Origin of the sequence: Cellulomonas massiliensis JC225 (assembly GCF_000312005.1) — a bacterium.
Lineage (GTDB): Bacteria > Actinomycetota > Actinomycetes > Actinomycetales > Cellulomonadaceae > Cellulomonas > Cellulomonas massiliensis.
Genome location: NZ_HE978588.1, coordinates 2,792,816 through 2,816,337, shown reverse-complemented (window position 1 = coordinate 2,816,337; position 23,522 = coordinate 2,792,816). Strand labels below are relative to the sequence as shown.

Here is a 23,522-nt window from a genome sequence, read left to right as displayed (position 1 = left end):
CCGACCCGGCGCCCGCCACGGTCTGCACCCCGGCGGAGCCGGTGGAGGTCCGGGACCCCGCGGGGGCGCCGGTGCGCGTCGACGTGCGCACGGGGCTGAGCGGACCGCCGGCGCGCGTGCGCTGGCGGCCGTCCGAGGACTCGCCGCACGCCGTGGACGAGCGGCAGGTCACCGGCTGGGCGGGGCCGTGGCTGCTGTCGCCGCGCTGGTGGGCCAGTGACGGCACAGGCGGCGCAGGCGGCGCAGGCGGCGCCGGCAGCGCACACGGTGCCCCCCGTGCCACCGGAGCCGGGCTGCGCGGGCACCTGCAGGTCGCCTTCGACGACGGCACCGCCGTGCTGCTGGCCTGCGACGCGCAGGGCTGGACCTGCGAGGCCCGCTATGACTGACCGGTGGACGGCCGACCGGCGCGCCGGACGGCTCGGCGGCGGGTACGCCGAGCTGCACGCGCACTCGGCGTTCAGCTTCCTCGACGGGGCGAGCCAGCCCGAGGAGCTCGTTGCGGAGGCCGCTCGACTGGGCCTGGAGGCGCTGGCGCTCACCGACCACGACGGCCTCTACGGCGTCGTGCGGTTCTCCCAGGCGGCCAAGCTCGTCGGCCTGCCGACCGCGTTCGGCGCCGAGCTGCACCTGCCCGCGCCCGACGGCACCCGGCACAGCCGCGAGCACACCCGGCCGAGCGCCGCGCCCGTGCTCGACCCGCCCACCGGCGTGCCCGACCCGCGTGCCAGCCACCTGCTCGTGCTCGCCCGCGGGCCGGACGGCTACCGGCGGCTGTCCCGGACGATCGCCGAGGGCCACCTGCGCACGGGGGAGAAGGGCGCGGCGGAGTACCGGCTGGAGGAGCTCGCCGAGGCGGCGGACGGGCAGTGGCTCGTCCTGACGGGGTGCCGCAAGGGGGACGTGCGGCGCGCGCTGGCGGGCGGCGACCCGTCGGGCAGCGTCGGCGTCGCCCCCGGCGGGCTGTCGGCCGCGGAGCGCGAGCTCGACCGGCTCGTCGCGCTGTTCGGGCGCGACAACGTCGCCGTCGAGGTCACCGCGCACGGCGACGCGTACGACAGCGAGCGGGCCGACGCGCTCGCCGAGCTGGCGGCGCGCTCCGGCCTGCCGCTCGTCGCCACGGGGAACGTGCACCACGCGACCCCGGGGGACGCGGACCTCGCGGCCGCGCTGGCGGCCGTGCGGGCGCGCTCGTCGCTCGACGACCTGGACGGCTGGCTGCCCGCCGCACCGGCGGCGCACCTGCGCTCGGCCGCCGAGATGGGCCTGCTGCACGCCCACCACCCGCACGCGGTGCCGACGGCGGCGGCGCTCGCGCGCGAGTGCACGTTCGACCTGTCGCTCGTCGCGCCGCAGCTGCCGCCCTACCCGGTGCCGGAGGGGCACACCGAGACGACGTGGCTGCGCGAGCTCGTGCGCCGCGGGGCGCGGGAGGTCTACGGGCCGCCGGAGGCGGAGCGCGTGCCGGGTGCGTACGCCCAGCTCGCGCACGAGCTGCACGTCATCGAGGAGCTCGGGTTCCCCGGGTACTTCCTCGTCGTGCACGACCTCGTCGACTTCTGCCGGCGCAACGGGATCCTCGCGCAGGGCCGCGGCTCGGCCGCGAACTCGGCGGTCTGCTACGCGCTGCGGGTCACCGCCGTCGACGCGGTCCGGCACGGTCTGCTGTTCGAGCGCTTCCTGGCCCCGGAGCGCGATGGGCCGCCCGACATCGACATCGACATCGAGTCCGCGCGCCGCGAGGAGGTCATCCAGCACGTCTACGCCACGCACGGCCGGGAGCACGCGGCGCAGGTCGCCAACGTCATCTCCTACCGGCCGCGCTCGGCCGTGCGGGACGCCGCCCGCGCGCTGGGGTACGACGTCGGGCAGCAGGACGCGTGGGCGAAGTCGATCGAGCGCTGGGGGAGCCTGCGCTCGGCGCCGCCCGGGCCCCCGCACGAGGGGCACGGGGGGCCGCTGCCCGCCGGGCCGCCGGCGGGCTCGTCGACCCGCTCGTCGGCCGGTCGAGCCGCACCGCCCGTCGACTCCGACCACCGCGCGATCGTGGACGGCGTCGTCGTCTCGACCGCGCGCGAGGAGCGCTGGCGCACGCGCGCGTCGATGTGGGGCAACACGTGGGAGCCGGCGGCGGTGCTGCGGGCGCCGAAGGGCACCGACGTGCCGGGCCTGGCGACGGCCGACGGGCACGACGTCGTCCCCACCACGCTGCCGCCCTCGGCGGCCGACCTCGACGAGATCCCCGAGCAGGTCATCGACCTGGCCGAGCGCTTCCTCCGGCTGCCGCGGCACCTGGGCATCCACTCGGGCGGCATGGTCATGTGCGACCGGCCGGTGATCGAGGTCTGCCCGGTGGAGTGGGCGCGGATGCCCGGGCGCACCGTGCTGCAGTGGGACAAGGAGGACTGCGCCGACGCCGGGCTCGTGAAGTTCGACCTGCTCGGGCTGGGGATGCTCACCGCGCTGCGGATCGCGTTCGGGTTCGTGCGCGATACCGAGGGCACCGAGCTCGACCTGCACGGCCTGCCCCAGGAGGACCCGCTGGTCTACGACCTGCTCAGCGCGGCCGACACCGTCGGGGTGTTCCAGGTGGAGTCCCGCGCGCAGATGGGCACGCTGCCCCGCCTGCAGCCCCGGACGTTCTACGACATCGTCATCGAGGTCGCGCTCATCCGGCCCGGGCCGATCCAGGGCGGGTCGGTGCACCCGTACATCGAGCGCGCCCGCGGCCGGCAGAAGGTCGAGTACCTGCACCCGCTGCTGGAGAAGTCGCTGAGCAAGACCCTCGGCGTGCCGCTGTTCCAGGAGCAGCTCATGCAGATGGCGATCGACGTCGCGGACTTCACGCCCGCCGAGTCGGACCAGCTGCGCCGGGCCATGGGGTCCAAGCGCTCCACCGAGCGGATGCTCGCGCTCAAGGACCGGTTCCTCACCGGCGCCGCCCACCACGGCGTGAGCACCGAGATCGGCGAGCAGATCTTCGACAAGCTCAAGGCGTTCGCCGACTTCGGGTTCCCCGAGTCGCACGCGTACTCCTTCGCCTACCTCGTCTACGCCAGCGCGTGGCTCAAGGTGCACCACCCCGCCGCGTTCTACGCGGGGCTGCTCGCGGCGCAGCCGATGGGCTTCTACTCGCCGCAGAGCCTCGCCGCCGACGCGCGGCGGCACGGCGTCGAGGTGCTGCGCCCCGACGTGCAGGCGTCCGACGTGCAGGCGTGCGTCGAGCGGACGGGCCCGACCCCACCGGGTGGCGAGCCGCGGCTGCGCCCCCAGGCCAGCGGCACCGGGACGACCGCGCCCGCCGGGATCAGCACCGGCCGGGCCGGCGGACCGCGCCGCTCGCTCGCGGTCCGGATGGGCATCGCGTCGGTGCGGTCGGTGGGCGAGGACGTCGCGCAGCGGCTCGTCGACGAGCGCCGCGCGCACGGCCCGTTCGCGGACCTGCGCGACCTCGTGCGACGGGTGCAGCTCACGACCCGGCAGCTGGAGTCGCTGGCGACCGCCGGGGCGCTCGAGCCGCTCGGCGTCACCCGGCGTGAGGGGCTGTGGGCCGCCGGGGCGCTCGCCCAGGAAGGCCCCGACACGCTGCCGGGCGTGAGCGTCGGCGTCGAGGCACCGACCCTGCCGGGCATGGACGACCTGGAGCACGCCACGGCCGACGTCTGGGCCACAGGGGTGTCGGTCGACTCCTACCCGACGCAGTTCGTCCGGGGCGGGCTGGACGACGCGGGCGTCCTGCGGGTCGTCGACGCGTACGGGCACGAGGAGGGGCGCCGGGTCGCCGTCGCCGGCGTGGTGACGCACCGGCAGCGTCCCGGCACGGCGGGCGGCGTGACGTTCCTGTCGGTGGAGGACGAGACGGGGCTGCTCAACGTCGTCTGCTCGGCGGGGCTGTGGCAACGGTTCCGGCGCGCCGCCCGGACGTCCGCCGCGCTCGTCGTCCGCGGCCGGCTCGAACGGGCGGACGGTGCGACCAACCTCGTCGCCGAGCACCTGTCGCCGCTGTCGCTGCGGGTGCGCTCGTCCTCGCGCGACTTCCGCTGACCGCGACGCCACGACGCGCGCGCCGCGCCCGCCGCTAGCCTGCCCACGTGTTCGGACCGCTGATCGCCTACCTGCCCACCCCGCGCACCCGCGACGGCGAGGTCGCCGTGCCCGTCCTGCGCCGCTACGTCGAGCGAGCCGTCACCGCGGGGGCCGGCGGCGTCGCCGTGCTCGGCTCGGCGGGCGGCTTCGCCTACCTGGAGCCCGTGCAGCGGCGGTCCGTCGTCGAGACCGCCGCCGAGGCCGCGGGCGGGCGCGTGCCGGTGCTCGCGGGCATCGGCGCGCTGCGGACCGCCGAGGTGCACGCGCACGCCGCCGCCGCCGAGCAGGCGGGCGCGGACGCGCTGCTCCTGCCCACCATGTCGTACCTGCCGCTCGTCGACGACGAGGTGGTGGCCCTGTACCGGGACGTCGCGAGCGCCGCCCGCCGGCCGGTGTGGGCCTACCACAACCCCCGCACGACGGGCGTGCATCTGACCGTCGACGTGCTCGCGGCCGTCGCCGCGCTGCCGGGCGTCGGCGGGCTCAAGGACAGGGGAGCGGACCCGGCGGAGCTCACCGACCGCTGCGCGCAGCTGCTCGCCCGCGTGCCGGAGCACGTCGAGGTCGGCTGCTCGGGCGACGCATTCGGCCACCGCGCGCTCGCGGCGGGCGCCCGCTCCTGGCACAGCGGGCTCGCCGGCCTCCTGCCGGAGCCGTTCGTCGCGGTCGCCGCCGCCGCGTCCGGCGGGGACGTCGAGCGGGCGGACGAGCTCGCGCGGCCGCTGACCCGCCTGGCCGAGCTCGGCGCGCAGTGGGGCGTCGCGCGCCTCGCGGTCGTCCTCGGCGACGCTCTCGGCCTTCCGGTCGGGCCGCTGCCGGCGCCGCTGCTCCCGCCGCCCGCGGCGGTCCGGGACGAGGCGGAGCGCCTGCTCGCCGCGCTCTGACCCGCGCTCGGCCCGGCTGCCGTCAGGCGTCCGCCGGCTCCGCGTCCTCGTCCTCGACGGGCTCGATCGCGTCGCGCGCGTCGTCCTCCTCCATCGGCGGGTCCATGGTCCGCAGGCGGGAGAAGACCGCCCAGAACACGGCGACGAGCGGCACGGCGATGACCGCGCCGAGGATGCCCGCCGTCAGCGTCCCCGCCGTGACCGCGAGCGCGATGACCACCGGATGGATCGAGACCTGCTTGCCCATGATGATCGGCTGCAGCACGTGCCCCTCGAGCTGTCCGATCAGCGCGATGCCGACGCCGACCGCGACCGCCGACCACAGCCCGTTGGCGGCGAGCGCCACGATCATCGCGACGATCATGGCTGCGGGTGCGCCGACGAGCGGGATGAACGCACCGATGAAGACGAGCACGGCGAGCGGCGCCGCGAGCGGCACCCGCAGGACCGACAGCAGGATGAACGCGAGGATCCCGTCCGTGAGCGCGATGATCACCGTCCCGCGCGTGTAGCCGGAGAACGTGTACCAGCCGGCGCCCCCGGCCAGCTTCCACGAGTCGCGGGTGCGCGCCGGGAGCTGGTTGAGGAACCAGGTCCACATCTCCGCGCCCCGAGCGAGGAAGAACACCGAGCAGAAGATCGCGAGCGCCATCGCGGTGAACACCTCGACGACCGAGCCTGCCCCCGCCGCCGCCTGGCCCGCGAGCTGGCCGGCGTGGTCCTGGATCCACTGCTGCGCGTTCGCGATCCACTCGGCGATCTGCTCGCTCGTGATCTTGAACGGCAGCGACCCCGACTCGAGGAAGTCGGTGATCTGCGTGATGCCGTCCCCGAACTGCTGCTGCAGCGACTCCCACTGCCCGGCGACGGAGAACCCGACGTAGGTGAGCATGCCCAGCAGGAACGCGATCGCCAGGAGCAGTGCCAGCGCCGTCGCGAGGAACCGCGGCATCACCTTCGCGAACCACTCGACGAGCGGCCGCAGCACCGCCGCGATGACGAACCCGATGAACACCGCGATGAACAGCAGCTGCACCTGCGCCACCGCGAAGAACACCAGCGCGATCGCCGCAGCGACGACGAGCAGCCGCCACGACCACCCGGCCACCGAGCGCAGCCACCGCGGCGCCGTCTGCTCGTAGCCGATCGCGTTGGGGTTGCGCCGGGCGCCCGCGACCTTGCGCGCCGTCGGGCTCGGCGTGATCCTGCTCGGGTCGGACATGCCACTCCCGGTGTCGTGAGCCGTGGCACCGCTGCGACCTCGAAGGACGCGACGCAGCGGGCGTGTGGCGCCAGTCTGCCCCCGGGGTCCGATTCCGGCATGCGCGCCACCCCGTGCTATCGTTCCTGCCGCACCGAGGGGCTCCCGCGAGGGTCTCCGAGGTCCACTCGTCCGGGTGGCGGAATGGCAGACGCGCTAGCTTGAGGTGCTAGTGCCCGTATAGGGCGTGGGGGTTCAAGTCCCCCTCCGGACACGACCAGCGACATACGAAGGCCACGCCAGCAGGCGTGGCCTTCGTCCGTTATGGACGTGCCTCAAAGCGAGATCTGCCTGCGCGACCACACTTGTGGGCGGGCCGCTCAGAGAGAAGTCGGCCCTTACCGTGGTCATCGGACGGCTGTTCAAGAGGCGACGTTGATCCACTCTTCGTGGACCGATTCGACACGGACCCAGGTGAGCAGCGGGTCTCGTCGCGCAGGCGGTGGTCCGACGCCCTAGTCGCCACCGAGCCCGATAGGGTCTGCCCGTCGCAGGCAGATGGTCCACCAACAGCTGTGGCGGAGACCCCGTCGCGGACGGTCTATGTCGGTGTGTCAGCCTATGGTCCAGGCATCGAAGCGGAGGGACGGCATGGCACTGACTACGTCCTTGGCGGGGCGGGTGCGCAACACCAGCCTGCCCAAGAGCCACGCGCTCCTACCTCTGCTGGAGGCGGTCGTCAACAGCATCCAGGCGATCGACGTGCGCTTCGGTGACGACGTCGATCGCGGTCGCCTCAAGGTGCAGATCCTGCGCGACCCGCAGGATGAATTCGATCTCGGCACCGCCGGGCCTGGGCGAACGCCGCTCAAGCCGATCGTGGGCTTCACCATCGCGGACAACGGTGTGGGCTTCACGCCGGAGAACATGGTCTCGTTCGAGACGCTCGACAGCGAGTTCAAGGCCGGGATCGGCTGTCGGGGCGTGGGGCGGCTTCTCTGGCTCAAGGCGTTCGACCGCGTCGTGGTCCGCAGCGCGTACACGGACGCCGCGGGTGAGTTGCGCGGGCGTCAGTTCCGGTTCTCGGTGGAACGTGAGGTCGAGCAGGACGAGGAGCCAACGGACGTCGGCGATTTCGGCTCGACCGTAACGTTGGATGGGTTCAAGAAGCCCTACCAGCAGAGCGCATCGAAGACCGTCGACGTGATCGCTCGGGAGATTCTTGAGCACTGCGTTTGGTACTTCCTGCGTCCTGGTGGTGCCCCGGAAATCATCGTGTCCGACGACGACGAGACGGTGTCGCTTACGCGGCTGATGGAAGACTTCGCCGGTTCCGAGATGCCACGGAGCAGGTTCGAGGTCAAGGGACAGGCGTTCGACATGATCAACCTGCGCCTCAAGGCGTCCGCGCGGCGCACGACGCCCCGTCTCCACTGGTGTGCGGGCGAACCGCGTCGTTATGGATGAGAACCTCACCGGCAAGGTGCCGGGCCTGTATGGGCGGCTCAGAGACGAGAGCTCGGCCGAATTCGTCTACGCCTGCTACCTGTCTTCAAACTTCCTCGACGAACACGTTCGCGCCGACCGCACGGACTTTGACATCCCCGACCGCCTGCCGGGCGGGGCTCTGACCGAGGACGCGTCGCTGGACGACATCCGCGCAGCGGTGCTCGATGAGGTGGAGAAGGTCTTGGATACCTCGCTGCTTGCTGCCCGCGCGGAGGGCAAGGCGCGCGTCCATGACTTCGTGAGCACGCGGGCTCCGCGATACCGACCGGTGCTGGCCCGGATCGAGTCGCTCGGCATCACGGTGGACCCGGCGATGAAGGACCAGGACCTCGAACTTGAACTGCATCGTGCTCTACAGAAGCTCGATGCCGCTGCACTCGCCGAGGGCCAGATCGTGTTCGCCGAGCTCGGGGCGGAGCGGCCCGCAGACTATGACGAGCGGCTCGCTCGCTACCTGGAGACCATCAAGGAGATCAATCAGTCTGATCTGGCGGCCTACGTCGCGCGACGGCGGACGATACTCGATCTGCTGGCGAAGCTGATCCAGTCCGACGACGACGGTAAGTACAGCCGGGAGGACGCCATCCACTCCCTACTCATCCCGATGCGGAAGGACTCGAACGAGCTCGGCACCGACGCCTCAAACCTCTGGATCATCGACGAGCGGCTCGCGTTCCATGACTACCTGGCGTCAGACAAGACGCTCAGGAGCGTGCCAATTACTGATTCGGACTCGACGAGGGAGCCAGACGTGCTGGCGACCCGGGTCGACACCCCGGTGCTGGCTGCGGAAGGAAAGGTGCTGCCGCTGCCGTCCATTGTCGTCGTTGAGATCAAGCGGCCGATGCGCAACGACGCGTCGGAGGGAAATAACCCGATCGAGCAATGCCTGGACTACGTGAAGCGCATCCGTGGTGGCGGGATGAGGACCGCGACCGGTCGGCCAATTCCGCAGTCACACGAGGTCCCGGCCTTCTGCTACATCGTCGCGGACCTCACGCCCACCATGGTGTCGCGTTGTGAGTTGTCGAACCTACGGCCCACATACGACAACCAGGGTTACTTCGGTTTCATCGAGTCCCATAAGGCGTATGTCGAAGTTATGAACTTCGATCGCCTGGTAAACGCCGCTACTGAGCGGAACCGAGCCTTCTTCGACAAGCTAGGTCTGAGCTCCAGCTGAGGCAGCCGGCGCGATCCGCGGCCGAGAAGTACTTCGGGCCTCCGAGTTCTGGATGCCCGGCTGGGCGCGCTGCGCGGGCCGGCTCGGACACCACATCCACGGGCGGCGTCGACCGTGGAGTCGACATGCTCGTCCGCGACCCCACGGGGTCGAGCGCGTGATCGAGCCTGAACTTGCGGCGGTCGCCCCGGTTCGAAGCTCCGCGATAGCCTGAAGACCAGACTTCCTGGTGTCGGCACCGGGAGACAGGCCGTTGAGACAGCGGGCACGAGGGCGATCCTGGTCCACACTGGGGTCGCCCTTCGTGTGCCCCGTGCACGATGTCTGGAGGGTCCCCTATGCGGGAGTTCCACTCTCCGAGAGTCCTGTCCGCCGCTTGTAGGCGGATCGAAGCGGTCGATCGGTCCTCGTGCTCGGCCCCCGCCTCCCCAGCGCAAGCATGGACGTCATGTCGGGTGAACTTCGCCACCGTTGAGCTTGCGATCCCTATGGTTTGGCTATCGCAGTTGTCGGGTGCTACCAGAGGGAGCGGGCGAAGAGGCGATGACTTTCGACCAACAGGACGCGTATCTGGCGCTCAGAGCCATCGTCTCCGAGCGCACACGGCCGCTCCTGGTATGGGCAGGAAGTGGCCTCAGCGCTGCCTCTGGGTTGCCGAGTTGGCAGGGCCTGAAGGACCGGCTCGTCGCTGCTGCGACGCGCAGGGCGGGCGAATACCCACCGGCGGAAGCCGCGAAGGTTGCAGACCGCGTCGATCAAGTCCGCAGGTCTCAGAACTTCTGGGTCGACTTCAAGATCCTGCGTTCTATTCTTGGTGAAACCACCTACCAAGCAATCATACGCGAGGCTCTGCAACCTGCGGACACCATGGCGCCGCCAGCAAACTATCGCGCTCTGTGGAGACTGCCCCTTATGGGAATGCTCACGCTCAATCTGGATCGCTTTGCGGCCAAGGCGTACGCCGTAGAGAACCAGGGGCTGCTGCCGATCGAGTATTCAGGTGCCAATATCGCTAACGTTCGCGGTGCCATGTTTGGTGGCCGTGCACTCATTGGCAATTTGCACGGCGTCGTACACGACTCTGCTACCTGGATTTTCACCGTCGACGACCTGTCGCGACTAATGAAGAACCAAGACTATGCGGAGTTCTTGCGATTCTGCCTTTCGTTCTTCACTAACATATTCGTCGGAATAAGTGCTGACGACGTTGCAATTGGCAGCCATCTGGATGCCTTGGCCACCGTCACGCATGGCAATGCACCCAGTTTCTGGCTTACACACCGCTCGGAGCGCGCGACCGACATGTGGGCTGAGGCGCGCGGAATTCGCGTTATTCGGTACCGGAATCAGGACGGAAGCCATTCGGAATTGGCTGAACTCTTGAACGATCTAGCGACATATGTTTCTGTCGATGGAGGTCCCGATGATCTGCCGCCAGTGTCCGAGATCGTCGCCCCTGTGGACGAGTCGGGGGCCATGGCGGTTCGTGCCGACGCATACCAGCTGTCGACCGAGGAGCTTCGTGTTCATCTCAACGAGGTTGCAGCGAGGATCCTCGCACCCGGCACGGAGGAGTCCTATCGCGAATATCAGCAATTCTCGGATGCGAATGACGAACTTATCTATCGAGCGTGGTACGCATCGGCGCGGCCCGGAAGTAATGATCTCCTTGGGTACCGTCTTGACGAAGAGATTGCGCGCGGCGCGTTCGGTCGAGTCTACCGAGCGACCGCCCCTACGGGTGAGACCGTGGCTGTGAAGATCCTTCTCGATGAGGTGCGCCGACGCCCCGTGGCTCTCGCGAGCTTTCGTCGGGGCGTTCGCTCGATGAAAATACTCCGCGATTCGCCAATCGAGGGGATGGTTACGTATCGGGCCGCATCCGAGATTCCTGCGTTCGTTGCGATGGACTGGATCGATGGGCCAACCCTGGAGGACCTAAAGGCGGCGAACGAACTCGAGGGTATCTCGGATGTGCTGACTACTGCGATCGAGACGGTTAGGATAATCCGCAGGGCGCACATGCTTCCGGAGAGAATTCTTCACAGAGACATCAGGCCAGCCAACATAATGGTCCGTGACTACTGGACCGAACGCAACTTTAGCTCGATAGTCGTACTGGATTTTGACCTGTCCTGGCATATCGGTGCGGCGGAGCGGTCGGTCGTGTTCACGACGGCAACAGGGTATCTCGCGCCTGAGCAGCAGGTCAGTAGGGCGAAGGAATCTACGAGAAGTGCTCAGGTCGACTCGTTCGGATTTGGGATGACCCTATTCTTCTTGGCGGGTGGTGTTCATCCCTTGCCAAACGAACATGTCGACGGATCATGGCCAGAGCGCGTGCGTTCTGCCGTGTCGGGACTTCATGGCGCTAGCGCGTGGCGTTCGTCCGCCTATCGCCTGGCGCGCGTCGTGGTCGGTGCGACGCGCGACGCTCAGTCCACCCGCTGGGATGTCTCTCGCATCGAACACGAACTGGTCACGGTTGCCGATGCGCTCAATAGGCAGTCCTCGGAAGATGTGACGGTAATCGCCGAGGAGCTTGCTGCGCGATGCCCGATTTTGGCGAGGTATACGTGGGATGACGACCGTCAGGGCATCCGTTTCGATTCTCCTACCGGCCTCCATGTCCGCCTCGGTGGGGATCTGATTTCTGAAGATATCGTACTCGTTGTGGAATGGCTTCAAACTGGATTCGAGGACCGCACGGGCCTTTCGCGAGGTATTCGAGACCGGGTCTCGGCTCTATCTGCACGGTTGGTCCCGAAATGGCGGGTGAACGAGACGGCTTCGAACGCTGGCTCGTTTGCAATCACTGCTCGGGCGCGTGGTCGAGACGTCGCCCGAGCGCTCGATGCGTACGCAGATGCTCTGGACGGCGCGCTAGGGAAGGCTGCGTACCGTTGAGCCGCTCCCGTGCAAGTCGACGTGGATCATCCGTATCGACTGTTGAGTCCAGTGCCAAGTTCGGATCGTGGAATGTACGACGCCACAACGCCCTCGCGCCCCTAGCCCTCCGGGGCATGCGATCCGGTTGCCAGCACGGTGCTCACCGTGTCTCGCATGGGAGTGCAACTCCCGCTCCGGACACTCGTTGACAGCGACCAGAAGCCCCGATCCGCCAGGTGCGGACGGGGCTTCTCTGGTTCTCCGGACGCGCACCCGTGGCGGCATCGCCGCGCGGCGGCACGCGGCGGCGAGCGCGTCGTCCACCGTTCGGTGCGGGCGTGGCCGGGTCGTAGCGCCCGGGACGGCCGTCGCTCACACCGTCGCGTGACGCGGTGCCGAGGGGCCGTGCCGGCGCCGCTCGCGGCCGCGGACGATCGCGACGGTGACGCCCGTGAACACGCCCAACCCGACGGCGATCGCGACGTCCGTCGGGATGAGGTCGGGTTCGAGGAACGCCTCCACGTCACGCGCGGCCATGGCCACGTCGGCGTCGTCCGGGTCGACGACGACGGCGAGCGGAGGGGCGTAGTCGTGGCCGACCGGGGGCGTCAGCCAGACCTTGTCCGGGAGGTCCGCCGTGTCGGGCCGGACCCCACGGAGGCGGGTCGTCCGGCCTTCGAACCCCACCTCCACGAACGGCCCGCTGCAGTGCCGCGCGCAGCCCGTGTAGATGCGGACGGACTCCACCACGAGGTGACGGCCGTGCGCATCGAGGGCGCGGGCCACCGACTGGTCTGCCAGGTCCGACACGAGCATCGCCACCGCGACGCCCGTGAAGAGGCCCAGCACGAGGAGGGTCTGGACCCAGGCAGGCATCCGGCGACGGCGTCGGGGACGGCGGGTTGACCCAGCGGGGGCGAGCACCATCAGCCGAACCAGCGCTGGAGCGCGTCCCACCCGCGGGCGGCGAGGTCGACGATCCCGGCCAGGACGAGCACGACGACGGCGGCGCCGACGAGGGCCACGAGGGTGCAGCCGATCCGCTCGCCCCACGAGGAGGGCGGGTCGGGCACGCGCGGGTTCTCCCAGGTCTGCGCGACGCCGGTGGCGCGCTCGGCGTCGGCGCGCACCTCGGCGAGCCGGGTACGGGCGATGGCGGTGGGCGCGTCGTCCTCCGAGCCGCGCCACGCGAGGGCCCGCATGAGCTGCACGGGGTCGTCGTCGTAGCGCCGGCGGAACGCCTCAACCTCGGCCTCGTCCCGGTCGTCCGCGAGGTACGACCAGCGCCCGGCCTGCGGGAGGTCGCCCTCGAGCCGGTACGCCGCGGCGAGCGCGTCGCGCACGCTCAGGTCCGTCGGGAACGCGGCGACGAGGTCGCGCAGGCGACGGCGCGCGAGGCGCGCGTCACCGGCGGCGACGTCGGCGGCGGCGCGCGCCAGGGTCCGCTCGACGGTCACGGCAGGCTCCTGACGGGGGTGGACGACGGGCTCGTCCAGGCATCGGCGGACGGCGGCGGGATCCTGAGGGTACGGGGGAGCCGATCCCTCGTCGGCGGATTTCCGGACGTCAGGTCCGCGGCAGCGACCGCTCCAGTCGGGCGAGCGCCTCCCGCTGCTGCGCGAGGAGGGCCTCCAGCTGCGCCAGCTGACGGCGCGCCTCCTCGATCCCGACCGTCTCCGCCTCGTCGTCGTCAACCTTGCGCGGGCGGGAGAGGAAGAGGTTCGCGAGGTAGCCCGTCAGGGTCCCGAAGATGCCGACGCCGACGACGATGATCGTCGCCCCCAGCACGCGTCCGGCGGTGCTCACGGGGTACTGGTCCCCGTACCCGACGGTCGACATCGTCTCGACGACGTACCAGAGCGCGTCGCCCGGCGTGAGGATGTTCGCGCCGGCCACGTCCCGCTCGATCTGCCACACCGCGAGGCTGCCGAACTCGAGGACAAGGATGCCGAGCAGCAGCAGCGCGAGCAGGGCGCTGCTCGCCGGGTCGGCGGCCAGGCGCCGGCCGATGTCCCGGCGCCCATAGCGGCGCAGGAGCCGCAGGACCGCGACGAGGCGGAAGACGCGCAGGATCTTGACCTGCGTGAACGGCAGGCTGGCGAGCAGGTCGGCCCACCCGAACTCGCGCCAGAAGTACCGCGAGCGCGAGGGTGCGCGCACGAGGCGCACGAGGAAGTCGACCAGGAAGACGACGCTCAGCAGCAGGCCGAGCACCTGGACGACGCGCTGCGTGCCGGGGTCGTGCAGCGCCGCCAGCAGCACCAGGTTGACCAACGACAGCACCGACAGGGCGCCCACGAACAGCTCGTAGCCCGTCCTGCCGAGCTCGTCCCGGCCGGGTTCGCCACGCCACATGTGCACCACCTCGTCCGCAGCCTGTGCCCAGGATGTCGGAAGTGCCCGTCCGCGGGTAGCGGCAGGTGGCACGCACCGCCGAGTCGTCCCCAGGCCCCGGTGTCACGCATGTCGCCCTCGACGAGGCGTGTCGGGTGCGCGGACGCGCGTGCGGCTCCGCCTAGGGTGTCCGCCGATGATCACGCGTGCCGAGGGGGCCTACCTGGGAGCTGTCCGGGCCTTCCAGAACCCGATGCTCGACCTGCTCCACAAGCGGCACGCCCCTCTCGTCGTCGCGCTGCTCTCGCTGACGTTCACGGCGGACCGCGCGACCGTCCCGGTCGCGGAGGCCCACACGGAGATCGGCGACGCCCTGGAGCAGCTGCGGGCGGCCGGGCACGGCGACGCGCTGCCCGTCGGCAGCGCGCGCGACCTGTGCCGCGGGTGGGCGGACGCCGGGTGGCTGGTCCGCCAGGTGCTGGAGGACGACGTCGAGGTGTACCGGCTCTCGGCGCACGCGGTCGGGGCGCTCGAGGTGGCCGGTCGGGCGGGCGGCGCACGCGCCCGGGTGTCGCAGTCCCGCGTGCGCACGCTGCTGGACGCGGTCGAGCGGCTCGCGCAGGACGCCGACCCCGACGTGCTCGTCCGGATGGCCCGGCTCGACTCCGAGATCGCCCGCCTGCGCGAGGAGCTCGAGCGGGTCCAGCGCACGGGCGTCGTGGAGCCGGTCGACGACGAGGAGGTGCTGGAGCAGGCCGAGAACGTCCTGCACCTGGTGCGGGAGCTCCCGGCCGACTTCGCGCGCGTCGCCGAGGCGATCAAGGCCATGCAGCGCGACGTCGTCACGGCGCTGCGCCAGGACGAGCGCCCGACCGGTGAGGTGCTGCGCGAGTACCTGGAGCGCGGCGAGCAGGTCATGGACGCCACCCCGGAGGGCCGCGCCTTCTCCGGTGCGCTGCGCCTGCTGGGCGACCCGCAGCGGCTGGACGCGCTCGCGGACCAGCTCGACGTCGTGCTGCGCCACCGGGTTGCGGCGCGCCTGCCGGCGGCCCGTCGCACCGAGCTCGCGGACGTCGTGCGGCGCATCGAGCAGGGGCTGGAGCAGGTCTTCGCGGCCCAGCGCGAGGCGTCGCTCGTCATCACCGCCCAGGTGCGCCACCACGACCCGTTGCGGGACCGCCAGGTGGACGACCTGCTGCGGGACGTCATGAGCGGCCTGCAGTCGTGGATGCCGGACGCGCGCCGCGGGCAGCCCGTCGAGCCGCTGCGCCGGCTGCCCGTCGCCGAGGTGGACCACCTGCGCCAGGCACCCGGCGACCTGCGCCCGCCGCAGCCGCCGGCCCCGTTGCCGGAGTGGGACGAGGACGAGCCCGCCCCGAGCGCGCTCGACGCCCGCGCGTGGGGCGGCCCGCAGTACGCCGACCTGCGCGCCCACCTGGCGGGTGCCGCCGGGCCGGACGGCGCGGTCGACGTCGCGGACGCGTTCGCGACGGCGCCCGTCACCCTCCGCCGGCCGGTGGACCTGCTGGGGCTGCTGGAGATCGCGGACCAGCACGGCATGACCGGGACCGGCCGGGTGGCGTTCGTCGAGGCGGTGCGGCCGGACGGGTCGCGGCGCCGGTTCGCCTTCGAGGGCGTGACGACGAGCGCCGTCGCGCCGGGCCGCGCCACCGGCGCGCCCCTGACGACGGACGACGCACCGACGAAGGACGAGGACGATGACTGACACCGCGACCGCGGCCCCGGCCCCCGAGGTGGACGAGGACGGCGACGCCTTCATCGCGCCCGTGCCGATGGAGGAGGACCCCACCGAGCTGTTCGCGGGCGACTCCGGCACGCTCGACGCCGACGTGCGCCGCGTCCTCGTGCGGCTGCTGCAGCGGCGGTTCCTGCTCGCCGACCGCAGCCCCGCGCAGTGGCGGACCCTGCTGGCGAACCAGCAGGTGATCGAGTCCCGGCTGCACGACCTGTTCGTCCACCTCGTCGTCGACCACGAGCGGGGCGTCGCCTACAAGCGGCAGGTCCGCTCGGCCGAGCTCGACGTCCCGGTCCTGCTGCGCGACGAGGCGTACACGCGGGCCGAGACCCTCGTGCTGGTGCACCTGCGCACGGTGTTCCAGCGCGAGCAGGGCGCCGGGCAGGCGTCGGCGCGCGTGGACGTCGAGGAGCTCGAGCAGACGGCGCTGACGTACTTCGACGCGGACGACACGAACGTCGCGGGCCACCAGCGCGAGATCCGCACGGCGATCGCGCGGCTCGCGAAGGACGGGCTCGTCGAGGAGGAGTCGGAGGGCCGCTACCGCGTGACCCCGCTCGTGGAGGTCGTGCTGAGCAACGAGCGGCTCGCCGAGCTGCGCGCATGGCTGCGCGAGCGCACGCAGACCCGGCAGGAGGCCGCCCGATGACCATGATCGACACGCTGTTCGGGCTCGTGCCCGCGACGTCGACGGGCCAGCAGTGGCTCGCCCGCGACCTGCAGCTCGTCAACTGGGGCGGCTACGACGGCCACCACCGGGTGCGGCTCGCGGCGACGGCGACCCTGCTCTCGGGCGGGTCCGGCTCCGGCAAGTCCACCCTCATGGACGCGTACATCGCGCTGCTCATGCCGCACACGACGCCGTTCAACGGCGCGTCCAACGGGGGAGTGGTCGGTCGGCCCCGCGGCAAGGACCAGCGCAACATCCTCTCCTACGCGCGCGGCAAGCTCGACGAGTCCCGCACCGAGGACGGCACCCGTCAGCGCGTCCTGCGGGGCGACGGCCGGGACACCTGGTCGGCGATCGCCATGACGTGGGTCGACCAGTCGGGCGCCGAGCTGACGGGCGTGCGGGCGTGGTACGTCCCGTCGTCGGCGCGGACGCTCGAGGACGTCACGGCCGTGCGGGCGACCACCGACGGCCCGTTCGACCTGCGCGACCTGGCGGCGGCCGCCGAGCAGCGGCTGGCCCGGCCCGCGGTGACGGCCGCGGGGCTGACCTGCTTCGACACCGACCGGGAGTTCACCGCGAGGCTGCACTCCACCCTCGGCATCGGCGCCTCGGGCGACGGCGGCAAGGCGGTCGCGCTGCTCGGCCGGATCCAGGCGGGCCAGCAGATCACGACCGTCGACGCCCTGTACAAGGCGATGGTGCTCGAGGAGCCCGACACGTTCGCGACCGCGGACGCGGTGGTGGAGCAGTTCGACAAGCTCACCGGGACGCGGGACCAGATGGTCACCGCGCGGCAGCAGGTGCGGGCCCTGGAGCCCATCCGGGGCCTGCGCGAGGAAGCCGAGGCGGCGGCGGCGCGCCTGGCGACGGTCGAGCAGCTCGGGACGTTCGCGCAGGAGGGCTCGCCCGCGGCGCTGTGGCAGCACGGACGCCGGCTCGACCTGCTGCGCGAGGTCGAGGGTGCGCTGCAGCAGCGGCGCCGGCAGGCCCGCGGGCAGGCGGACGAGACGGAGGCGCGGATCCACGCCGCGCGCGCGGAGCTCGGCGGCGTGCGCGAGACGCTGTGGTCCTCGGGCGGGGACCGCCTGGCGACGGCGCGGCGCGAGCTGCGCGCGGCCGAGGCGCGCCTCGACGAGGTCACGCGCAGCCGTGCGCGCCTCGACGCGGCGCTCGCGGACCTGCCGGGCGTCGCCGTGGCCACCGAGCAGGACCTCGTGGCGCTCGTCGCGCACGCACGGTCGGCGCTGCGCGACCCCGAGCCGCGGCGGACGGCCGTCGACGCCCTGGTCGAGGCCCGCGCCGCGGCGCAGGCCGCCCAGGGCGAGCTGGCCGAGCTGGAGCGCGAGCGAGCGGCGGCCGACCGGCGGCGCGACAACATCCCGGGCGACCTGCACGCGGCGCGCGCGGCGCTCGCGCAGGCCGCCGGCCTCACGCCTCAGGACCTGCCGTTCGTGGGAGAGCTGCTCGAGGTCCGCACCGAGTTCGAGCCGTGGCGCGACGCGTTCAACCTCGCGCTCGGCGGCTTCGCGACGCGCATCCTCATCGACGTCACCCACCTCGGCGCGTTCCGCAGGGCGATCGACGCGGTGCCGACGGCACGGCGCATCCGGTTCCAGGGCGTGCCGACCGGCCTGCCCGACGACGCCGCGGCCGACGCCCGGACGCTCCCCGGCCGGCTCGACTACCGCAGCGGGCCGTTCACGGGCTGGCTGCGCGGAGAGCTGGCCAGCCGGTTCGCGTTCGTCTGCGTCGACACGCCAGGGGAGCTCTCGCAGCACGCCAAGGCGCTGACCCGCTCGGGCCAGCTCTCCGAGGGCACGAAGGGCGCGCACGGCGGCCTCGGACGCTCGAACGTGCTGGGCTTCACCAACACCCGGCGCCTCGCGCTGCTGGACGAGCAGCTCGGGCGGGCGCACGGGCGCGTCGACGAGGCGATCGCGGCCGTCCGCGACGCCGAGCAGCGGTTCGACGGGCTCGAGACGCAGCGGCGCGCGTACGCGACGCTGGCGGAGGTGGCCTGGGACGCGGTCGACGTGGCGTCCGTCGAGGCGGACCGCGCGCGGTGGGCCTCGGTGGCCGAGCAGCTCACCTCGGGCAGCCCGGAGATCACGCGCCTGCAGGCGCGCGCGGACGAGCTCGACGTCACCATCCAGGTGCTCTCCGAGCAGCTCGGACGGACGAAGGCGCAGGCCGAGGAGCTGGCCGAGCGCTGGTCGGCGGTCATCGACGAGGTCGACGCCGCGCAGGAGGCGCTGGACGCCGCCGAGCAGTCCGGGACCACCGTGGCCGCGCAGCACCACGCGTACCTGGACGCGCTGCTGGGCGACGCGCCCGCGGACGCCGGCGAGGACCCGGTCGAGCGGCTCGCGGCCTTCGACCAGGTGCTCGCGCGCGCCGACGAGCACCTGCGGGCCGACCGCCAGGCCGCGCAGCAGACCATCGCGGCGGCGCGGGACGCCCTGAGCCGGACGTTCGAGACCTTCGTCGAGCGCTGGCCCGACCCGAACCTCGGCACCGACCCCGAGGGGTCGTACGGGGACTATGCGCGCATCCTCGACGACCTGGAGACCAGCGGCCTGCACGAGCTGGAGCACGCCTGGCGCAAGAGCCTGCTGCGCCTGTCGGGGAACGACCTCGCCGACCTGCACAGCGCGTTGAGCCGCGGCGTGCGCGAGATCAAGGAGCGCATCCGCCCGGTCAACGACATCCTCGCCGGGCTGCCGTTCGCCGACGACGAGCACCGGCTCCGGATCGAGGCGCGCGACACGCAGTCCACGGTGCTGGCGCGCTTCCGCAAGGAGCTCCGCGACCTGCGCGAGCTCCTGGCGACGGACGCGACGGACGCCGAGCGCGAGCGGCGCTACGCCCGCACCGCCAAGGTCATCGACCGCATCCGCCGCACGGCACCGGACTTCGCGGACCTGGTGGACGTCCGCCGGCACGTGCGGCTCAGCGCCGAGAAGATCGACCTCGACGGGCGGCACGTCGCCCTGTACGACCACATCGGCGAGAAGTCGGGCGGGGAGTCGCAGGAGCTCGTCGCGTTCATCGTCGGCGCGGCGCTGCGCTACCAGCTGGGGGACGCAGGCGCCGAGCGGCCCCGGTACGCGCCCGTGTTCCTCGACGAGGCGCTCATCAAGGCGGACGCGCGGTTCACCGGGCGGGCCGTCGGCGCATGGCGCGGCCTCGGCTTCCAGCTCGTGATCGGTGCCCCGAACGACAAGTTCAGCGCCCTCGAGCCGCACGTCGACCTCAAGTACGTGGTGCTCAAGGACGGCGCGGGCCGCTCGCGCACCACACCGATCGCGGGGGTCCCGGACCCGGCGTGACCCGGGCGGGCTCCCCGCCCGGGCGGTGCGGTCAGCCGTCCGCCCCCGGGACCCGGTCGGTCACGTCCTCGTACGCCGCGGGCGCCGGAGCGGCGGACGGCGCGTAGACCAGCCGTAGGACCCCGGTCGGGAACGCCTCGGACGACAGCAGCCGCAGCGCGTAGAAGGGCTCGCCCTCGTCGAAGAGGCGCTCGCCGCGGCGGGCGGCCACGGGGTGGACGAGCAGCCTCAGCTCGTCGAGCAGGCCCGCCGCGAGCAGCTGTCGGACCACCGAGATCGAGCCGGCGACGAGCACCTTGCCCACCGCGGGGTCCTCCCGCAGGACCCGCACCGCCGCCACCAGGTCCGGCGCCGGCTCGGCGTTCCGCCACCCGAGGTCCTGGCCGCCCCGGGTCGCGACGACCTTGCGCACGTCGCCGAGCTGCGCCGCGAAGGTCGCGTCCTCGCCGCCCGCCGCCTCGCGGTCGGGCCACGCTCCCGCGAAGGAGTCGTACGTGACGCGGCCGAGCACCAGGACGTCGACGTCGCGGTAGTCCTCCGTCACGGCCGCACCCATGTGCTCGTCGAAGTAGGGGAAGTGCCACTCGGGATCGATCTCGGCGACCCCGTCGAGCGAGAGGAACAGGGTCGAGACGACGATGGCCATGCGGACCTCCGGGTGACGACGGGTCGGGGCCGACCGTGGGGTCGACGGATGTCACCGACGCTAGCGAACGGCGGCGACGCGGGGCCCGGGCGGCGGCCGTCCGGCCGGCCCAGGCCCGACCGGGTGAGAGCGCCCGTACGGGTGACCGGGCGCGGCGCGGTCAGGACTAGGGTGCCGAGCATGTTCGCCGCGGAACGACGCCAGGCGATCCTCGAGCTCGTCCGCGCGAACGGAGCCGTGCGGCTGCGGGACATCGCGGCGCAGGTCGGCACCTCGGAGGTCACGGTCCGCCGTGACCTGCGGCTCCTCGAGGAGCAGGGGCTGCTCGACCGCCGGCGCGGCGGGGCGGCCGCCCCGGGCGTGCTCTCGCAGGAGCCGACGTACGTGCAGAAGAGCCACACCGCGCTGCACGAGAAGCGCGCCATCGCGGCCCTGGCGGCGAGCCTCGTCGACGACGGCGACGCCGTCGTCCTCGGCGCCGGCACGACGACCGAGGAGCTGGCGCGCCGCCTCGTCGGGCGCCGCGACCTCACGGTGGTGACGAACTCCATGCTCGTCGGCACGCTGCTCGCGCACGCGCCGGGCGTGGAGGTCGTCATGACCGGCGGTCAGCTGCGCGGCTCGACGTTCGCCCTCGTGGGGAGCGCCGCGGAGCAGTCCCTCGAGGGCGTCCGCGTCCGGACGGCGTTCCTGTCCGGCAACGGGCTCACGGTCGCCCGCGGGCTGTCGACGCCGAACATGGCCGCCGCCAGCATGGACCGGGTGCTCGTCGGTGCGGCGCAGGAGCTCGTCGTCCTGGCCGACCACACCAAGCTCGGCGTCGACACGATGTTCCAGACGGCGCCGCCCGAGCACATCACCCGGCTCGTCACGGACGACCGGGCGGACCCGGAGCAGCTCGAGGGCCTGCGCGCCCTCGGCGTCGAGGTGCTGCAGGCGCGGGCCGGCTGAGCGGGCGGGCCTCGTGCGGCCGTCGAGGGCCGCCCCGGGTGGGCAGGCCACGTGACGAGGCGACGCGGCGTCAGCCCAGCGCCCGGAGCAGCGCGCGCGTCTGCGCGACGTAGTGCCCCCCGAACAGCAGCGCGTGCACGCCCACCGGGTAGAGCTGGTGCAGCGGCAGACGCCGGCGGCGGCCCGGCCGCAGCGCGTGCACGTCGTCGTACCCGGCGAGCACGTCGTCGAGGAACGGGGCGCCGAACAGCTCGAGCATCGCGAGGTCGCTCTCGCGGTGGCCGCCGTGCGCGGCGGGGTCGACGAGCGTCGCGCCCGCGGCCGTCCAGAGCACGTTCCCGGACCAGAGGTCGCCGTGCAGCCGCGCGGGCACGTCGTCGTCGTCCAGGTCGCCGCGCTCCAGGCGGCCGACGAGCGCGTCGAGGCGCCGCCGGTCCTCGTCGTCGAGGAGGCCCGCGCGTGCGAGCGCCTCGGCCAGCGGCTCCACCCGGCCGCGGGCGAGGAACTCGCCCCACCGCGACCACGAGCCGGTGACGAGCGGCAGGGGCTGGGCGAGCGGCCCGAACCACCCCGGTCCCCGCCAGCCCTCCGGGCCGGAGCCGAACGCGGGCGCGCCCGCGTCGTGCGTGCGGGCGAGCGCCGCGCCGAACGCCCGGGCCGCCGGGCGGGAGGGCGCCACGGGCTCGAGGCGCTCGAGGTCGAGGTGGTCGTCGCCGAGCGCGACCACGCGGACGACGGGGGCCCCGCCCGCGTCCGCGAGCCAGCGCAGGCCCGCCGCCTCCCACGCGAAGTAGCCGGCGGGGGCACCGGCGCGGCCCTTGCGGAACACCTCCACGCGGATGACGCCCCTCCCCGCCGCTCGCACCGGGGCGGCCCGTGCGCCAACCTAGCGGTGCGGACGGTCGCCGCGGAGACCCCGACGGGACGTCCGGACGAACGGGAGGAACGATGATCGTCGGCGTCCCCGCGGAGACCAAGAACCGCGAGTACCGCGTCGCCCTCACCCCAGCGGGTGCCCACCAGCTCGTGCGCGCGGGGCACGACGTGCTCGTGCAGGCCGGCGCCGGCGCCGGCTCGGCCGTGCCCGACGAGGAGTACGTCCGCGCCGGTGCGCGGATCGTGCCCGACGCGGCCGCCGCGTGGGGCGCGCAGGTGGTGTGCAAGGTCAAGGAGCCGACGCCCGCGGAGTTCGGCCACCTGCGCGAGGACCAGGTCCTGTTCACCTACCTCCACCTGGCCGCGGACCGCGCGGCGACGGACGCGCTGCTCGCGGCCGGGACGACCGCCATCGCGTACGAGACCGTGCGCGCGGCCGACGGCTCGCTGCCGCTGCTCGCGCCGATGAGCGAGGTGGCCGGCCGCCTGGCGACGCAGGTCGGCGCGTACCACCTCATGCGCAACGAGGGGGGAGCAGGGCTCCTGCTCGGCGGTGTGCCCGGCGTCGACGCCGCGAAGGTCGTCGTGCTCGGAGGCGGCGTCGTGGGCCGCCACGCGGCCGAGATCGCCGTCGGCATGCGGGCGGACGTGACGATCCTCGATCTGTCGATGCCGCGGCTGCGCGAGCTCGACGCGGCGTTCGGCGGCCGCGTCCGGACGCTCGCGTCCAGCACGTGGACCCTGGAGCGGGAGGTCGTCGACGCCGACCTCGTCATCGGCGCCGTGCTGGTGCCGGGAGCGCGCGCGCCGCGGCTGGTGGGCGACGACCTCGTGGCCCGGATGCGGCCCGGGTCGGTGCTCGTGGACGTCGCCGTCGACCAGGGCGGCTGCTTCGAGTCGACGCGCCCCACGACGCACGACGACCCGACCTTCCGGGTCCACGACGCGGTGTTCTACTGCGTCGCCAACATGCCCGGCGCGGTGCCGGTGACCTCCACCCGGGCGCTGACCAGCGTGACGCTGCCCTACCTCGCGGCGATCGCCGAGCACGGGTGGCGCGACGCCGTCGCCGCCGACCCGGGGCTCGCGGACGGCCTGACCACGCACGCCGGGCTGCTCACCAGCGCCGCGGTGGCCGCCGCGCACGGGTACGACGCCACCGACGTCGCCGCCGCGCTGCGATCGACGGCAGGATGAGCCAGGAG

General features: G+C 72.6%; 16 protein-coding genes, 1 tRNA gene and 1 pseudogene. 12 read left to right on the top strand and 6 right to left on the bottom strand.

Annotated elements, in window-relative coordinates:
- The 3 genes and pseudogenes from HGCM_RS19995 to HGCM_RS13305 all read left to right on the top strand — a co-directional run.
- A pseudogene (locus HGCM_RS19995) lies at positions 1-389 on the top strand (hypothetical protein); the annotation flags it as partial.
- Positions 382-4,044 (top strand): error-prone DNA polymerase, encoded by a 3,663-nt coding sequence (locus tag HGCM_RS13310; protein ID WP_019137328.1) that lies wholly within the window; start codon positions 382-384, stop codon positions 4,042-4,044. The pseudogene HGCM_RS19995 and the gene HGCM_RS13310, both read left to right, overlap by 8 nt.
- A gap of 47 nt (positions 4,045-4,091) precedes the next feature.
- Positions 4,092-4,970, top strand: coding sequence for a dihydrodipicolinate synthase family protein (locus tag HGCM_RS13305; protein ID WP_019137327.1), 879 nt, complete (start codon positions 4,092-4,094; stop codon positions 4,968-4,970).
- Positions 4,971-4,992: 22 nt separating this feature from the next.
- On the opposite strand, the gene HGCM_RS13300 is transcribed toward HGCM_RS13305, so the two are convergent.
- Entirely contained in the window at positions 4,993-6,192 is a 1,200-nt protein-coding gene (locus HGCM_RS13300) for an AI-2E family transporter (RefSeq protein WP_019137326.1), read from the bottom strand.
- A 169-nt stretch (positions 6,193-6,361) separates the two neighbouring features.
- On the opposite strand from HGCM_RS13300, the gene HGCM_RS13295 reads away from it, so the two are divergent.
- The 4 genes from HGCM_RS13295 (at position 6,362) to HGCM_RS19145 (ending at position 11,770) form a co-directional block, all read left to right on the top strand.
- A tRNA-Leu gene (locus tag HGCM_RS13295) sits at positions 6,362-6,445 on the top strand.
- Between the two features lie 377 nt (positions 6,446-6,822).
- Positions 6,823-7,638, top strand: coding sequence for a hypothetical protein (locus tag HGCM_RS20510; protein WP_246119460.1), 816 nt, complete (start codon positions 6,823-6,825; stop codon positions 7,636-7,638).
- On the top strand, positions 7,631-8,863 hold the full coding sequence (locus tag HGCM_RS20505) for a hypothetical protein (RefSeq protein WP_246119459.1): 1,233 nt from the start codon (positions 7,631-7,633) through the stop codon (positions 8,861-8,863). The genes HGCM_RS20510 and HGCM_RS20505 overlap by 8 nt, the downstream gene beginning before the upstream one ends.
- 543 nt (positions 8,864-9,406) lie before the next feature.
- Positions 9,407-11,770, top strand: a complete 2,364-nt coding sequence (locus HGCM_RS19145) for a protein kinase domain-containing protein (protein WP_081596406.1) — start codon at positions 9,407-9,409, stop codon at positions 11,768-11,770.
- Positions 11,771-12,124: 354 nt separating this feature from the next.
- Here HGCM_RS19145 and HGCM_RS19465 read toward each other — a convergent pair whose 3' ends face one another.
- The 3 genes from HGCM_RS19465 to HGCM_RS13275 all read right to left on the bottom strand — a co-directional run bounded on the left by HGCM_RS19465 (position 12,125) and on the right by HGCM_RS13275 (position 14,107).
- Complete coding sequence (locus HGCM_RS19465; protein WP_019137325.1) at positions 12,125-12,628, bottom strand: hypothetical protein; 504 nt, start codon at positions 12,626-12,628, stop codon at positions 12,125-12,127.
- Positions 12,629-12,678: 50 nt separating this feature from the next.
- Entirely contained in the window at positions 12,679-13,209 is a 531-nt protein-coding gene (locus HGCM_RS19460) for a DUF6584 family protein (RefSeq protein WP_019137324.1), read from the bottom strand.
- A 109-nt stretch (positions 13,210-13,318) separates the two neighbouring features.
- Positions 13,319-14,107, bottom strand: coding sequence for a potassium channel family protein (locus HGCM_RS13275; protein ID WP_019137323.1), 789 nt, complete (start codon positions 14,105-14,107; stop codon positions 13,319-13,321).
- Positions 14,108-14,282: 175 nt separating this feature from the next.
- Here HGCM_RS13275 and HGCM_RS13270 point away from each other — a divergent pair, with 175 nt between their 5' ends.
- From HGCM_RS13270 to HGCM_RS13260, 3 genes are read left to right on the top strand one after another with little or no spacing between them, the layout of a single operon-like run.
- Positions 14,283-15,812, top strand: coding sequence for a DUF3375 domain-containing protein (locus tag HGCM_RS13270; RefSeq protein ID WP_019137322.1), 1,530 nt, complete (start codon positions 14,283-14,285; stop codon positions 15,810-15,812).
- Positions 15,805-16,491: a DUF4194 domain-containing protein gene (locus HGCM_RS13265; protein ID WP_051016088.1), complete on the top strand. Its 687-nt coding sequence runs from the start codon at positions 15,805-15,807 to the stop codon at positions 16,489-16,491. Before HGCM_RS13270 ends, HGCM_RS13265 begins: the two co-directional genes overlap by 8 nt.
- Positions 16,488-19,844, top strand: coding sequence for an ATP-binding protein (locus tag HGCM_RS13260; RefSeq protein WP_019137320.1), 3,357 nt, complete (start codon positions 16,488-16,490; stop codon positions 19,842-19,844). The genes HGCM_RS13265 and HGCM_RS13260 overlap by 4 nt, the downstream gene beginning before the upstream one ends.
- A gap of 31 nt (positions 19,845-19,875) precedes the next feature.
- Here the strand turns inward: HGCM_RS13260 and HGCM_RS13255 are convergent, their stop codons facing one another.
- A complete protein-coding gene (locus HGCM_RS13255) occupies positions 19,876-20,490 on the bottom strand; it encodes a dihydrofolate reductase family protein (RefSeq protein ID WP_019137319.1) in 615 nt (204 codons plus the stop codon).
- Between the two features lie 180 nt (positions 20,491-20,670).
- Between HGCM_RS13255 and HGCM_RS18300 the strand changes: the two genes are divergently transcribed.
- On the top strand, positions 20,671-21,441 hold the full coding sequence (locus HGCM_RS18300) for a DeoR/GlpR family DNA-binding transcription regulator (RefSeq protein WP_019137318.1): 771 nt from the start codon (positions 20,671-20,673) through the stop codon (positions 21,439-21,441).
- 70 nt (positions 21,442-21,511) lie between these two features.
- On the opposite strand, the gene HGCM_RS13245 is transcribed toward HGCM_RS18300, so the two are convergent.
- A complete protein-coding gene (locus HGCM_RS13245) occupies positions 21,512-22,276 on the bottom strand; it encodes a fructosamine kinase family protein (RefSeq protein ID WP_019137317.1) in 765 nt (254 codons plus the stop codon).
- A gap of 113 nt (positions 22,277-22,389) precedes the next feature.
- Here HGCM_RS13245 and ald point away from each other — a divergent pair, with 113 nt between their 5' ends.
- On the top strand, positions 22,390-23,514 hold the full coding sequence (gene ald / locus HGCM_RS13240; protein WP_019137316.1) for an alanine dehydrogenase: 1,125 nt from the start codon (positions 22,390-22,392) through the stop codon (positions 23,512-23,514).
- The last annotated feature ends 8 nt before the right edge of the window (positions 23,515-23,522 follow it).